At 73.0% G+C, this 13,761-nt stretch carries 13 protein-coding genes and 1 pseudogene; 10 read left to right on the top strand and 4 right to left on the bottom strand.

The window, feature by feature from the left end; translation table 11 throughout:
* Positions 1–188 precede the first annotated feature (188 nt).
* The 6 genes from rimO to ABT360_RS29800 all read left to right on the top strand — a co-directional run bounded on the left by rimO (position 189) and on the right by ABT360_RS29800 (position 4,407).
* Positions 189–1,667 (top strand): 30S ribosomal protein S12 methylthiotransferase RimO, encoded by a 1,479-nt coding sequence (rimO, locus tag ABT360_RS29825; protein WP_351823215.1) that lies wholly within the window; start codon positions 189–191, stop codon positions 1,665–1,667.
* Positions 1,664–2,350 carry a CDP-diacylglycerol--glycerol-3-phosphate 3-phosphatidyltransferase gene (pgsA, locus tag ABT360_RS29820; RefSeq protein ID WP_351823212.1) on the top strand — a complete coding sequence of 229 codons (687 nt, stop codon included), beginning with the start codon at positions 1,664–1,666 and terminating at the stop codon, positions 2,348–2,350. The genes rimO and pgsA overlap by 4 nt, the downstream gene beginning before the upstream one ends.
* Positions 2,347–2,868, top strand: coding sequence for a CinA family protein (locus tag ABT360_RS29815; protein WP_351823209.1), 522 nt, complete (start codon positions 2,347–2,349; stop codon positions 2,866–2,868). The genes pgsA and ABT360_RS29815 overlap by 4 nt, the downstream gene beginning before the upstream one ends.
* Before the next feature lie 109 nt (positions 2,869–2,977).
* Positions 2,978–3,361 (top strand): helix-turn-helix domain-containing protein, encoded by a 384-nt coding sequence (locus ABT360_RS29810; RefSeq protein WP_028963738.1) that lies wholly within the window; start codon positions 2,978–2,980, stop codon positions 3,359–3,361.
* A gap of 162 nt (positions 3,362–3,523) precedes the next feature.
* Positions 3,524–4,009: a Dps family protein gene (locus tag ABT360_RS29805; RefSeq protein WP_351823205.1), complete on the top strand. Its 486-nt coding sequence runs from the start codon at positions 3,524–3,526 to the stop codon at positions 4,007–4,009.
* 125 nt (positions 4,010–4,134) lie between these two features.
* Positions 4,135–4,407 (top strand): hypothetical protein, encoded by a 273-nt coding sequence (locus ABT360_RS29800; RefSeq protein ID WP_351823202.1) that lies wholly within the window; start codon positions 4,135–4,137, stop codon positions 4,405–4,407.
* 8 nt (positions 4,408–4,415) lie between these two features.
* Here ABT360_RS29800 and ABT360_RS29795 read toward each other — a convergent pair.
* The 3 genes and pseudogenes from ABT360_RS29795 to ABT360_RS29785 all read right to left on the bottom strand — a co-directional run.
* Positions 4,416–4,564 (bottom strand): annotated as a pseudogene (locus ABT360_RS29795) (3-oxoacyl-ACP reductase); the annotation flags it as partial.
* A gap of 31 nt (positions 4,565–4,595) precedes the next feature.
* Positions 4,596–5,399 carry an Fpg/Nei family DNA glycosylase gene (locus ABT360_RS29790; protein WP_351823199.1) on the bottom strand — a complete coding sequence of 268 codons (804 nt, stop codon included), beginning with the start codon at positions 5,397–5,399 and terminating at the stop codon, positions 4,596–4,598.
* A 179-nt stretch (positions 5,400–5,578) separates the two neighbouring features.
* On the bottom strand, positions 5,579–10,201 hold the full coding sequence (locus tag ABT360_RS29785) for an ATP-dependent helicase (protein ID WP_351823196.1): 4,623 nt from the start codon (positions 10,199–10,201) through the stop codon (positions 5,579–5,581).
* A gap of 101 nt (positions 10,202–10,302) precedes the next feature.
* Here ABT360_RS29785 and ABT360_RS29780 point away from each other — a divergent pair, with 101 nt between their 5' ends.
* From ABT360_RS29780 to ABT360_RS29770, 3 genes are read left to right on the top strand one after another with little or no spacing between them, the layout of a single operon-like run.
* The gene (locus ABT360_RS29780; protein ID WP_351823193.1) at positions 10,303–11,175 is read left to right on the top strand and encodes an AraC family transcriptional regulator; all 873 of its coding nucleotides are present in this window, start codon (positions 10,303–10,305) and stop codon (positions 11,173–11,175) included.
* A 9-nt stretch (positions 11,176–11,184) separates the two neighbouring features.
* On the top strand, positions 11,185–11,922 hold the full coding sequence (locus ABT360_RS29775) for an AzlC family ABC transporter permease (protein ID WP_351823191.1): 738 nt from the start codon (positions 11,185–11,187) through the stop codon (positions 11,920–11,922).
* Complete coding sequence (locus tag ABT360_RS29770) at positions 11,919–12,227, top strand: AzlD domain-containing protein (protein ID WP_351823188.1); 309 nt, start codon at positions 11,919–11,921, stop codon at positions 12,225–12,227. The genes ABT360_RS29775 and ABT360_RS29770 overlap by 4 nt, the downstream gene beginning before the upstream one ends.
* A gap of 36 nt (positions 12,228–12,263) precedes the next feature.
* Here ABT360_RS29770 and ABT360_RS29765 read toward each other — a convergent pair whose 3' ends face one another.
* The gene (locus tag ABT360_RS29765; RefSeq protein ID WP_351823185.1) at positions 12,264–13,172 is read right to left on the bottom strand and encodes a hypothetical protein; all 909 of its coding nucleotides are present in this window, start codon (positions 13,170–13,172) and stop codon (positions 12,264–12,266) included.
* A gap of 79 nt (positions 13,173–13,251) precedes the next feature.
* Here ABT360_RS29765 and ABT360_RS29760 point away from each other — a divergent pair, with 79 nt between their 5' ends.
* Positions 13,252–13,446, top strand: a complete 195-nt coding sequence (locus ABT360_RS29760; RefSeq protein WP_351823182.1) for a DUF3046 domain-containing protein — start codon at positions 13,252–13,254, stop codon at positions 13,444–13,446.
* Positions 13,447–13,761 lie beyond the last annotated feature (315 nt).

The raw sequence follows: 13,761 nt of genomic DNA, 5'->3' as shown, positions 1-13,761 counted from the left end.
TTCGCGCGAGGCCCGGTGGGGCGGTCGGCGGCGCGTCCCGGCGCGACGGCTCCGGCCGCGGGTGAGCGGGGGCGGTCCACCGGGACGGGTGGTTTCCGGAGGCAGGCACCGGGGGGCGGGCGCGGGGCGCTCGGGCCCGTGACCCCTGAGCGGTGGGGGTGTCGCTGGGACGAAGTAGTCTTGAGTCCATGCCCGAACGCCGTACCGTCGCCCTTGTCACTCTTGGCTGCGCCCGTAACGAGGTGGACTCGGAGGAGCTCGCAGGCCGCTTGGCAGCGGACGGCTGGGAGCTCGTCGAGGAAGCCGCCGACGCGGATGTCGCGGTCGTCAACACCTGTGGCTTCGTCGAGGCCGCCAAGAAGGACTCCGTCGACGCCCTGCTCGAAGCCAACGATCTCAAGGATCACGGCAGGACCCAGGCCGTCGTGGCCGTGGGCTGCATGGCCGAGCGGTACGGCAAGGAGCTCGCCGACGCGCTGCCCGAGGCCGACGGTGTGCTGGGCTTCGACGACTACGCCGACATCTCCAGCCGCCTCCAGACCATCCTGAGCGGCGGAAGCGTGGAGGCCCACACCCCGCGCGACCGGCGCAAGCTGCTGCCGCTCAGCCCCGTGCAGCGGCAGGAGGCCGCCGCCGAGGTCGCCCTGCCCGGGCACTCCCAGGAGCCCGCTCCCGCCCCGGAGGACCTGCCCGAGGGCGTGGCCCCGGCCTCCGGGCCGCGCGCCCCGCTGCGCCGCCGGCTCGACACCAGCCCGGTCGCCTCGGTGAAGCTGGCCTCCGGCTGCGACCGCCGCTGCTCGTTCTGCGCCATCCCGTCCTTCCGGGGCTCCTTCGTCTCCCGGCGGCCGTCCGACGTCCTGGGGGAAACCCGCTGGCTGGCGGAGCAGGGGGTGAAGGAGATCATGCTGGTCTCCGAGAACAACACCTCGTACGGCAAGGACCTCGGCGACATCCGCCTCCTGGAGACGCTGCTGCCGGAGCTGGCGGCGGTCGACGGGATCGAGCGCGTCCGCGTGAGCTACCTGCAGCCCGCCGAGATGCGCCCCGGACTCATCGACGTACTGACGTCGACGGAGAAGGTCGCGCCGTACTTCGACCTGTCCTTCCAGCACTCCGCTCCCGACGTGCTGCGCTCGATGCGGCGCTTCGGTGACACCGACCGGTTCCTGGAGCTGCTGGACACCATCCGCGGCAAGGCCCCGCAGGCGGGTGTGCGGTCCAACTTCATCGTCGGGTTCCCCGGCGAGAGCGAGGAGGACTTCGCGGAGCTGGAACGCTTCATCACGCATGCCCGGCTCGATGCCATCGGCGTGTTCGGGTACTCGGACGAGGACGGCACAGAGGCCGCCACGTACGAGAACAAGCTCGACCAGGAGGTCGTCGACGAGCGGCTCGCCCACCTGTCGCGGCTCGCGGAGGAGCTGACCGCCCAGCGCGCGGAGGAGCGGCTCGGCGAGACCCTGGAGGTACTGGTCGAGTCGGTGGACGAGACGCCGGACGGGGACGGCGCCGTCGGCCGCGCCGCGCACCAGGCGCCCGAGACGGACGGCCAGGTGGTCTTCACGACGGCCGAGGGCCTGGTGCCCGGCCGTATGGTCACGGCCAAGGTCGTCGCCACGGAGGGCGTCGACCTGGTGGCGGAATGCCTTGAGGGGGCGGGCAGATGACCGGAGCCCCGGCATCCGCTGCGGGCGGTACGGGTAGGCCCGCGCCCGGCGGCAAGCTGGGCGCCGCGGCCGTCAATCAGGCCAGCCTGTGGAACATCGCCAACATCCTCACCATGGTGCGGCTGGTCCTGGTGCCGGGCTTCGTGGTGCTCATGCTCCAGGACGGTGGCTACGATCCGGCCTGGCGCGCCTGGGCGTGGGCGGCGTTCGCCGTCGCCATGATCACGGATATCTTCGACGGGCACCTGGCCCGGGCGTACAACCTGGTCACGGACTTCGGGAAGATCGCCGACCCGATCGCGGACAAGGCGATCATGGCGGCCGGGCTGATCTGTCTGTCGGCGCTCGGAGACCTGCCCTGGTGGGTGACCGGAGTGATCCTCTTCCGTGAGCTGGGCATCACGCTGATGCGGTTCTGGGTGATCCGGCACGGAGTCATTCCGGCCAGTCGTGGCGGCAAGATGAAGACGCTGGCCCAAGGGACGGCGGTCGGGATGTATGTTCTGGCGCTGACCGGTCCGCTGGCGACACTCCGCTTCTGGGTGATGGCGGTGGCCGTCGTGCTGACGGTCGTGACCGGGCTCGACTACGTGCGACAGGCGGTGGTCCTGCGACGTCAGGGAATCGCCGCGGAGCGTGCGGAACGGGCGCGGCAGCGCTCCGGGACGGAGCCGGGACGATGAATGCGGCAGCGCGCGCTCTGACTCTCCTTGCGGAGAGTAATCAGACGGTCGCTGTCGCGGAGTCGCTCACCGGTGGCCTGGTGGCGGCGGAGCTGACCTCCGTGCCCGGTGCCTCGAAGACCTTCCGCGGCTCGGTCACGGCGTACGCGACCGCGCTGAAGCAGGATCTGCTCGGCGTCGACGCGGCCCTGCTCGCCCGGCGCGGAGCCGTCGACCCGGAGGTCGCGCTGCAGATGGCGGTGGGTGTACGGGCCCGGCTGGGGGCCGGATGGGGGATCGCGACGACCGGTGTCGCGGGTCCCGAACCGCAGGACGGCCAGCCCGTGGGCACGGTGTACGTGGCGGTCTGCGGGCCGCTCGGCGGGCCCCTCGGTGCGGAGAAAGTGACCGCACTGCGATTGAACGGCGACCGTGCGGAAATCCGTAAAGAGAGTGTACGGAGCGTGCTGGATCTGCTCGTGGGCGAACTCTCGGAGAATGCGCGGGCACAGGATACGGAACAGAACGGGGGGAACTGATGTTTGCAGCCCTGAGTGAACACGTCATCGCTCCCCGCACGGCCGCAGCGCGAGGCGGTACGGTGGGGCGTGAAGGATGCGGCTACACGGTCCGAGGAGGGAGCCACCGATGATTCTGCTCCGTCGCCTGTTGGGTGACGTGCTGCGTCGGCAGCGCCAGCGCCAGGGCCGTACTCTGCGCGAAGTCTCCTCGTCCGCCCGAGTTTCGCTCGGCTATCTCTCCGAGGTGGAGCGGGGGCAGAAGGAGGCTTCCTCCGAACTGCTCTCCGCGATCTGCGACGCGCTTGACGTACGGATGTCCGAGCTCATGCGAGAGGTGAGCGACGAGCTCTCGCTGGCTGAGCTGGCCGAATCGGCAGCGGCGAGTGAGCCGGTGTCGGCACCAGTACGCCCGATGCTCAATTCTGTGTCCGTGACGTCGGTGGCGGGTGTGCCGACGGAGCGGGTGACCATCAAGGCGCCCGCGGAGGCGGTGGACGTCGTCGCCGCCTGAGTGCTCTCGCGTTTGGGAGCTTACGTTTTGAGCTGAGCCCCGGTCGGGTACCCGAATGGCCGACCGGGGCTTTCGTTTACCCCGAATGCCCGTTTTAGGTCGTATGTGTAATGGTGGTCGGGCGTGCGCTCCCGCCGCGCGCCGGGAAACGGAGGATTCGGAATGTCAGTCGTGAAGAGCCCGCTGTCCGACGCCGACCTGAAGGTGGTCGGCGAAGCCCTGCAGGGCGCACTCATCGACGCGGTGGACCTGTCCCTCGTGGCGAAGCAGGTGCACTGGAACGTGGTCGGACCGCGCTTCCGCTCCATCCACCTGCAGCTCGACGAGGTCGTGGCCACCGCCCGCCAGCACTCCGATGTCATGGCGGAACGCGCGTCGGCGCTCGGTGTCACCCCGGACGGCCGGGCCACGACGGTCGCGTCCAGCACGGCGATCAAGAACGTGCCGACGGGCTGGATCAAGGACGATGAAGCGGTCAGGATCCTGGTCGACGCGCTGGTGATCGTGATCGGCCGGATGCGTGAGCGGATCGAGGCGACCGACAAGCCCGACCCGGTGACGCAGGACCTGCTGATCGCGCTGACCGCGGACCTCGAAAAGCACGCCTGGATGTTCCAGGCGGAGAGCCGCCAGGCGGACAACCCGTAACGTCACCGGGCGCTGGGATGGTCAGGTCGGGAGGGTGTGCCGAAGCGCGTGCGCTGGAGGCGCGCATCGGTACGCCCTCCCGCCATGTGATCGGGCCGGTCTAGCGTCGACCGGAGGAGGCGGCCATGGTACGGCGACGGGTTGCGCTGCCGGCGCTCACGCTGGTGCTGGGCGCGCTGTGGTGGTGGGCGGTGCTCAGACTGGCGCTGGTGCCCGGTCAGGTGGGGCTGGTCGAGGGGACCGTGGTGGCGGGAGGCTGGGGGCTCAGCCTGCTCCCGGTGCATGTGACCTCGGCCCGCACGGTGTCCGTGACCCGTACACCGTCCCCTCCTGTCGCTGTGCGCCTCACCAGGGCATGGCTACGCCGCCGTTCGGGCGGAGTATCTGACCGGTCGTGATGGACGAGGGTCTCGTGCAGGCCGCTCCCGTTACGGCCCGCGCAGTGGACGACGGCGCCCGCCTCCGCGAGCAGGGTGGCGGTGGCGCGCTGATGCCGCTTGCGGCTCGGATGACGAACGCGGCGCGGCCGGTACGGTCGTACGGCGGGAGGGCCATGCCGGGACCGTACGGCTGAGCTGACGGGCCGTCAATGAGTGGGGGCGGGGCCGGACTGGCAGCCCGGGCACCAGTAGGAGATGCGTTCCCTTCCGGTTTCCTCCTTGCGGCGGATGGCGGTGCCGCAGCGGTAGCAGGGCTGGTTCTTGCGGCCGTAGACGTAGAGCTTCCGGTCGGGGCGGTCGGTGCTGAGAATCGTCCGGCGGTCGAAGCGCTCCTTGTTCGCCTCCAGGAGCCGGTGGGCGGTGGCGATCAGCCGTTCGGGCACCCCGGGGTGGAGGCCGCCGACCGGAAGCCAGGGCGTGACCTTGGCCATGAAGGCGAGCTCGCACTTGTAGACGTTGCCGATGCCCGCGAGATTCCGCTGGTCCAGGAGCGCTTCGCCGAGGGGGCGGGCCGGGTCGGCGCACACCCTGCGTACCGCTTCCTCGGCGTCCCAGTCCGGGCCCAGGAGGTCCGGGCCGAGGTGGCCGACGACGGACGGCTCGTCGCTGGTGCGGATCAGGTCCAGGACGGGGAGGCGGTAGCCGACCGCGGTGTGGGTCGCGGTTCCGAGGATGACCCTGATCTGGTGGCCGGGGCCGCCGCTCCAGCGCTCGTCGGGCGTGTAGACCCGCCAGGAGCCGTCCATCTGGAGGTGGGAGTGGAGGGTGAGGCCACCCTCGATGCGGGTGAGGAGATGCTTGCCGCGCGGAGTGACGTCGAGCAGTGCCCGCCCGGTGAGGTCGGCGGTGGCCAGGCGGGGGACCCGGAGGTCGGAGCGGGTCAGCAGCTCGCCCCCGAGGGCGGTGTGCAGGCGCCGGGCGGTCAGCCAGACGGTGTCTCCTTCGGGCATGGGTCCATGATGCGGGAAGCGGCGGGGCGGGGGTGTGGGGGCGGGTGCGTGGAGGCGGGGCGGGTGCGTGGAGGCGGGGCGGCCGGTTCGGTGCGGGCCCGTGGTGGTGGGGGGTGGTGCGGGGGTGGGATGCCGGGGCTGTGGGCGTAGTCGGGCGGGCCCGGGCCGTGCGGGGCCGTTCACGCGCGGAGACGGAGGCCTCGTGGGGTCGCGTGGAAGCCGGCTGCTTCCAGGGAGCGGGACAGGGGGGAGGTGAGAGCTGCGGCGCCGTTGATCCGCTCGACCGTGACGGTGCCGAGGGAACCCGCGCGGGCCGCTGCCGCGAGGGCGTCGGTGGCGGCCTGGAGGGCCGGCTCGTCCGGTTCGGTGCGCCAGGACAGGAGGGTCTTGCCCCCGCGTTCCATGTAGAGGGTCAGCTCGCCGTCGACGAGCACGACGAGGGAACCGGCCTTCCGGCCCGGTTTGTGGCCGGCGCCGGAGGGGGGCTCGGGCCAGGACAGCGCGGCGCCGTACGCGTTGGCCGGGTCGGCGGCGGCGAGGACGACGGCACGCGGGGCGGCCGCGGTGTCGGCGCGGTCGCGGGCGGTGGCCGCCGCGCGGAGACGGTCGACGGCGCCGTCCATGGCGAACTGGGCGGCTCCCAGGCCCTCGACCACATAGCCGCGGCGGGCCTGGCCGGTGTCCTCGAAGGCCGACAGCACGCGGTACGTCGCCGAGAAGCCGCCCTCCACGCCCTCCGCGGCCACCGCGCCGCGCGTGACCACGCCATGCCGGTCCAGCAGGGTCCGTGCCAGTGCGTGGGCGCGGTGGGTGGGCTCCGGTTCCGGGGGCGGGAGGAGGGACCAGCGGCCGCTGACGGTGGGCGGGCCGGAGCGGGAGGCGGTGCGGGCGGCCGCGGTCAGGGTGCCGTACCGGCCGCGGGGGACGGTGCGCTTGGCGCGGTGGGCGGTGGAGCCCGCCGTACGGCCGGAGCCGAGCAGGGAGCGCAGCGGCGCCAGCGTGTCGTTGGTGAGCCGGCCGGACCAGGCCAGGTCCCACAGTGCGTCGGCCAGCTGGGGGTCGGTGGCGTCCGGGTGGGTGGTGGCGCGGACCTGGTCGGCGATCTGGCGGAAGAACAGGCCGTACCCGCCGGAGAGGGTGGTCAGGATCGACTCGTGCAGGGCGGTGAGCTCCAGCGGGTGGGGCTGGGGGAGCAGCAGGGGCGCGGCGTCGGCGAGGTAGAGCGAGACCCAGCCGTCCTTCCCGGGAAGGGCGCCCGCTCCGGCCCACACGACCTCGCCGGTGGTGGTGAGCTCGTCGAGCATGGCGGGGCTGTAACCGGTGACGCGGGAGGGCAGGATCAGCTTCTCGAGGGCGGAGGCGGGGACGGGTGCACCCTGGAGCTGTTCGATGGCGCGGGCCAGTCCGTCGATGCCGCGCAGGCTGTTGCCGCCCAGGTGCTGCCACTGGGGCAGGAAGGTGGCGAGCGCCGCCGGGGGGACCGGTTCCAGCTCGTGGCGGAGGGCGGCGAGCGAGCGGCGGCGCAGCCGGCGCAGTACGGCAGCGTCGCACCACTCCTGGCCGATGCCGGACGGGTGGAACTCGCCCTGGACGACACGGCCGGCGGCGGCCAGGCGGTGCAGGGCGCCGTCGGTGACGGCGGCCCCCAGACCGAACCGGGCGGCGGCCCGGGCGGACGTGAAAGGGCCGTGCGTGCGCGCGTACCGCGCGAGGAGGTCGCCGAGCGGATCCTTGACCGGCTCGGTGAACGCCTCCGGGACACCGACCGGGAGGGCCGTGCCCAGGGCGTCGCGCAGCCGGCCCGCGTCCTCGACGGCCGCCCAGTGGTCGGCGCCCGCGACACGGACGCGGATGGCCCGGCGGGTCTTCTCCAGGTGCCGCGGCCAGTCCGGGTCGGCTCCGCGCTCGACCAGCTCGGCCTCCGTGAGCGGGCCGAGGACGCGCAGCACGTCCGCGACACCCTCCACGTCCTTGACGCGGCGGTCCTCCGTGAGCCACTGGAGCTCGCTCTCCAGCTCGGTCAGGACGTCCGCGTCCAGCAGCTCGCGCAGCTCCGCCTGGCCCAGCAGCTCGGCCAGGAGCCGCGAGTCCAGGGACAGTGCGGCGGCCCGCCGCTCGGCGAGCGGGGAGTCGCCCTCGTACAGGAACTGGGCCACATACCCGAACAGGAGCGAACGGGCGAAGGGGGACGGCTCGGGGGTCGTCACCTCGACCAGCCGGACGCGGCGGGACTCGATGTCACCCATCAGCTCCCGCAGCCCGGGCACGTCGAAGACGTCCTGGAGGCACTCGCGGACCGCTTCCAGGACGATGGGGAACGAGCCGAACTCACCGGCCACCTGGAGCAGCTGGGCGGCGCGCTGGCGCTGTTGCCACAGGGGCGTGCGCTTGCCCGGGTTGCGGCGCGGCAGCAGCAGAGCGCGGGCCGCGCACTCACGGAAGCGGGCCGCGAACAGTGCTGAGCCGCCGACCTGGTCGGTGACGATCTGGTCGACCTCGCCCTTGTCGAACAGGACGTCGGCGGCGCCCACCGGCGCCTGGTTGTCGTCGTACTCCAGGCCGGGGGCGGCCGGGTCCTGGTCGAGCAGGTCCAGGCCCATCAGGTCGGCGTCGGGCAGCCGCAGCACGATGCCGTCGTCGGCGTGCATGACCTGGGCGTCCATGCCGTACCGCTCGGAGAGCCGGGCGCCCAGGGCCAGCGCCCACGGGGCGTGCACCTGCGCGCCGAACGGCGAGTGCACCACCACCCGCCAGTCGCCCAGCTCGTCGCGGAACCGCTCCACCAGGATGGTCCGGTCGTCCGGCACATGGCCGCAGGCCTGGCGCTGCTCCTCCAGGTACGCCAGGACGTTGTCCGCCGCCCAGGCGTCCAGACCCGCCGCCAGCAGCCGCAGCCGCGCGTCGTCCGGTGCCAGCGAGCCCACCTCGCGGAGGAACGCGCCCACCGCACGGCCCAGCTCCAGCGGACGGCCCAGCTGGTCGCCCTTCCAGAACGGCAGCCGGCCCGGCACACCCGGCGCGGGGGAGACCAGCACCCGGTCACGCGTGATGTCCTCGATGCGCCATGAGGACGTGCCGAGGGTGAACACGTCGCCGACCCGCGACTCGTACACCATCTCCTCGTCCAGTTCACCGACCCGGCCCCCGCCCTTCTTGGGGTCAGCGCCCGCTAGGAACACCCCGAACAGGCCCCGGTCGGGGATCGTGCCGCCCGAGGTGACGGCGAGTCGCTGCGCCCCCGGCCTGCCGGTGACCGCGCCGGTGACGCGGTCCCACACCACACGCGGGCGCAGCTCCGCGAACGCGTCGGACGGATACCGCCCGGCGAGCATGTCCAGGACGGCGGTGAACGCCGACTCGGGCAGCGACGCGAACGGCGCCGCCCGCCGGACCACGGCGAGCAGGTCGTCGAACTGCCAGGTGTCCAGGGCGACCATGGCGACCAGCTGCTGGGCCAGCACGTCCAGCGGGTTGGCCGGGATCCGCATCGACTCGATGGAACCGCTGCGCATCCGCTCGGTGACCACGGCCGCCTGCACCAGGTCACCGCGGTACTTCGGGAAGACCACGCCCGTCGACACGGCACCCACCTGGTGCCCGGCGCGGCCCACCCGCTGGAGGCCGGAGGCCACGGACGGCGGCGACTCGACCTGGACGACCAGGTCCACCGCGCCCATGTCGATGCCCAGCTCCAGGCTGGAGGTGGCGACCACGGCGGGCAGCCGGCCCGCCTTGAGGTCCTCCTCGACCAGGGCCCGCTGCTCCTTGGAGACCGAGCCGTGGTGCGCCCTCGCCAGCAGCGGTGGGGCACCCTTCGCCGCGCCGGACTGCGCCATCAGCTCGGCGGGGGACTGGTCCTCGGGGAGGGCTTCCCCGGTGGCCCGCTCGTAGGCGATCTCATTGAGCCGGTTGCACAGGCGCTCGGCCAGTCGCCGCGAGTTGGCGAAGACGATCGTCGAGCGGTGCGCCTGGACGAGGTCGGCGATCCGCTCCTCGACATGCGGCCAGATCGACGGCTTCTCGGCGTTGCCCCCGGCGTCCGCGGCGGGTGAACCGCCCAGCTCGCCCAGGTCCTCGACCGGGACGACCACCGACAGGTCGAACTCCTTGCCGGAGGCGGGCTGGACGATCTCCACCTTCCGCTGCGGAGACAGATAGCGGGCCACCTCGTCCACCGGGCGGACCGTCGCCGACAGCCCGATACGGCGGGCCGGGCGCGGCAGCAGCTCGTCAAGCCGCTCCAGGGACAGCGCGAGGTGGGCGCCCCGCTTCGTCCCGGCGACCGCGTGCACCTCGTCGAGGATCACCGTCTCCACTCCGGACAGCGCGTCCCGCGCGGCGGAGGTGAGCATCAGGAACAGCGACTCGGGCGTGGTGATCAGGATGTCCGGCGGCCTGGTGGCGAGCGAGCGCCGCTCGGCGGCAGGGGTGTCGCCCGAGCGGATGCCGACCCGTACCTCCGGCTCGGGCAGGCCGAGGCGGACGGACTCCTGGCGGATGCCGGTCAGTGGACTGCGCAGATTGCGTTCCACGTCGACGGCGAGCGCCTTGAGCGGGGACACGTACAGCACCCGGCAGCGCTTCTTCGCGTCGGCGGGCGGCGGGGTGGACGCGAGCCGGTCCAGGGAGGCGAGGAACGCCGCCAGCGTCTTGCCGGACCCGGTGGGTGCGACGACCAGGACGTCCGAGCCTTCGCCGATCGCCCGCCAGGCGCCCTCCTGGGCCGCGGTGGGCGCGCGGAAGGCCCCCGTGAACCAGCCTCGGGTCGCGGGGGAGAAGGAGTCGAGCGCAGTCCTGGCCATGTCCCCCATCGTGCACCCCGCCACTGACAATCGGGCGCGGCAGCGCTGTCCGGGACGTGGACGCTCAGGTCACGGCGTGCGGCCGGACGCAGAATGGAGGAATGGCGAGCAGGCAGGGGCGGGAACGGGAAGGCGAATGGGCCAGGCACTGGCGGTACCCCGGTGTGCCCGGCCTCGACCTGCTCCGCGCCCGCTACGTACGCCATTCCTTCACCCGGCACAGCCATGAGGGATTCGTCCTCGGCGCGGTGCGGCGCGGGGTCGAGGACGTGGTCATGCCCGAGGGCACGATCCGGGCCCGCCGCGGCACCGTTGTCATGATCAACCCCGAGGTGCCGCACTCCGCCCACGCGGGGGTGCCCGAAGGCTGGTCCTACGCGACCCTCTACCCCTCGTCGGCGCTCGTCGCCGCGATCGCGGAGGAGGAGACGACCCTGCGCGGCACCGCCGGCTTCGCCGAGACCATCGTCGAGGACGAGGACACCGCCCAGCTGATCCGCGCCGTGCACCGGGCGGCCGAGGAGGGCAACGCGCTGGCCGCCGACAGCCTCCTCCGGGTGGCCGTCGCCCGGCTGCTGCGCCGCCACGGCCAGTCGCTGCCCCGGCGCCGGCCGCTCACCGCCGGGGCCCGCACGGCCGCCCTGGCCAAGGAGCTCCTCCAGCAGCGCATGGCCGAGCCGCCGTCCCTGGAACAGCTGGCGCGGGAGCTCGGCACCAGCCCCTTCGCCCTGCTGCGCGCCTTCAAGGCGGCCTACGGCATGCCCCCGCACACCTGGCTGACCAACGCGCGCGTGCGTACCGCCCGGCACCTGCTGGAGTCGGGCACGCCGCCCGCGGCTGCCGCCGCCGCGGTCGGCTTCACCGACCAGCCCCACCTCAACCGGCACTTCACCCGGATCGTCGGGGTGCCGCCGGGCGCCTACCAGCATGAGCGCGCAAGAACGTACAAGACCCGGGGGCTTCCCCCTCCGTAGCGTCGGGGCGTGGCAGAACAGACAGCACTCACAGAGACAGGCGGACCACCCGCGACCAAGCCCGACCGTGCCGTGGTCCGTGACGCGCTCGGCGTCGGCGTCGCCGTCGGGCTCTCCGGCTTCGCGTTCGGCGTGACCTCGGCCGGGGCCGGGCTGGACCTCCTGCAGACCTGCGCGCTCAGCCTGCTGGTCTTCACCGGCGCCTCCCAGTTCGCACTCGTCGGCGCCCTCGCGGCCGGAGGGAACCCGTTCACCGCCGCGGCGGGCGCCTTCTTCCTGGGCACCCGCAACGCCTTCTACGGTCTGCGGCTGTCACAGCTGCTCGCCCTGCCGCGCCCCGTACGGCCGCTCGCCGCCCACTGGGTCATCGACGAGACGGCGGCCGTGTCGCTCGCCCAGCCCCACCGGCGGGCCGCCCGTATCGGCTTCACCGTCACCGGGATCACCCTCTATGTGCTGTGGAACCTGACCACGCTCCTCGGGGCGCTGGGCGCCGAGGCCATCGGCGACACCGACAGCTGGGGGCTGGACGCCGCCGGACCGGCCGTCTTCCTCGCCCTGCTGGCCCCCATGCTGCGGACGGCCACCGAGCGGGCGGTCGCCGGGCTCGCCGTCGTCCTGGGGCTCGGCTTCCTGCCGGTACTGCCCGCCGGTGTGCCGGTTCTGGTGGCGGCGCTCGCCGCGCCCGCCGTGCTGTGGCTCCAGGGCCGCAAGACCGCTCGTACGGACAAGGGGGCGGAACGATGACCATATGGCTCGCCATAGGCCTCACCGCGGCCGGCTGCTACCTCCTCAAGCTGATCGGGCTCCTCGTGCCCGCCGGGGCGCTGGAACGGCCGCTCGTGCAGCGGCTGTCGGCGCTGCTGCCCGTCGCCCTGCTGGCCGCGCTCACCGCGCAGCAGACCTTCAGCACCGACAGCGGGCTCGTCGTGGACGCGCGGGGGGCAGGTCTCGCCGCGGCGGCGCTCGCCCTGGTCCTCCGCGCGCCCTTCCTCGTCGTGGTCGCCGCCGCGGTCGTGGTGACGGCGGGTGCGCGGGCCATGGGCGGTTGACAGTACGGCCGTCCCGCACGGGCAGCCGGGCGGCGGTCAGCCGCCGATCGGACGGCCGTACGCCCGCAGCGTACGCAGCGCCTCGACCGTCACGACCGGGCGCGACTCCAGGGCCGTGCCCGGTGCCCACTGGCGCCACCTGACCGGCCAGCCGCCGTCCTCCTCCTGGCCGGCCGCGAGAAGGTCCAGGGAACGGGCCATCTCCTCGTCCGTGAACCAGCTCCGGGCGAGGGAGTCCGGCACGCGCGCGTAGTCGTGCGGGAAATGGTGCTCGCCCGGGGCGTATCCCGGGGCGACCGGACACTCGTCGATGCGCTCCGGATCCAGCACCGCCAGCCGCTGGTCCCGCACCAGACGGCCGAGGCGGTCCGCGGCGGCTTCCGCGCGGCCCCGGTCCGGAACGCCGTCCAGGAACGCGACGGCGGCCTGGATCTCGTACGGATGGGACTTCTCCAGCGCGTCGATGGCGGCCCAGCAGAAGTCCGTGGCACGGAACAGCCACGCGTGCCACACGTGGTTGCGGTGGAGCAGACCGACCACCGGGCCGGTGGCCAGCAGCTCACTCGGGGGATCGTCCACGACCGGCATGAACGGAGCGGCCGGATAGCCCCGGATGGAGGGGTGGACGGCCGGAAGGGCACCGTCATGGGTGGACACCCCCGTCAGATAGCGGCAGATGCGCTCCACGCGCAACCCGCCGCAGCGGCCGATGGAGTCCAGCACCCGCAGCGCGTGCGCGGTGTGCAGCGGCTGGCTCACGGGGCCGCGCAGATCCGGCTCCAGGGCGTGCCCGTAACCCCCGTCCTCGTTGAGGTACGCGGTCAGGGCGGCCTCCACGGCGTCGGCGCCACCGCCCAGGAAGTGGTAGGCGAACCGTCGCTGTTCGAGCACGCGGGCCGTCAGCCAGATGAAGTGCTCGGCGCGCGAGAGAGGAGTTCCAGCCATGTTCCGACCGTAGGGCGGAAAGGGCTTTCGGCAAGGGCCGCGGACGGGGCTGCACTCTCAGGAGCGGGATACTTGAGGCATGCGGTTGACGATTTTCTGGGAGCGGATGGCGGACCACTTCGGTGAGGTGTACGCCGAGTCCTTCGCTCGGGACCATGTCATGTCCGAGCTGGGCGGCCGGACGGTGTACCAGGCGCTGGACGCGGGGTGGGAGGCGAAGGACGTGTGGCGTGCGGTGTGCGCGGCCGTGGACGTCCCCCCGGAGAAGCGGTGAGGCCGACGAGTGCCCAGGCGGCACGTCGGGAGACCGGTGGCAGTGGTGAGGCCGACGAGTGCCGAACCGGCGAAGCGGTGAAGCGGTGATCTCCGGGCTGGTCGGCCGATTGTCGTAGCCGTACGCGAGACTTGCCCCGTGGCCCCGACTGACGAGAACGAGACGACCACCGAGCCGGTGACGCGGAAACCCGCGTCACCGGCCATCGACACGGCCGCCGTGCCGCCGAGCAGGACCGCCCCGCCGACGACGCCGGCGGGGGGGGGGGGGCCCCCCCCCCCCCCGCCCCCCCCCCCCCGCCCCCGCCCCCGCCGT

The sequence above is a fragment of the Streptomyces sp. NPDC000229 genome, assembly GCF_040300825.1.
Taxonomy (GTDB): domain Bacteria; phylum Actinomycetota; class Actinomycetes; order Streptomycetales; family Streptomycetaceae; genus Streptomyces.
The sequence above is the reverse complement of the archived record's forward strand: the minus strand, read 5'-3'. Positions and strand labels throughout refer to the sequence as shown.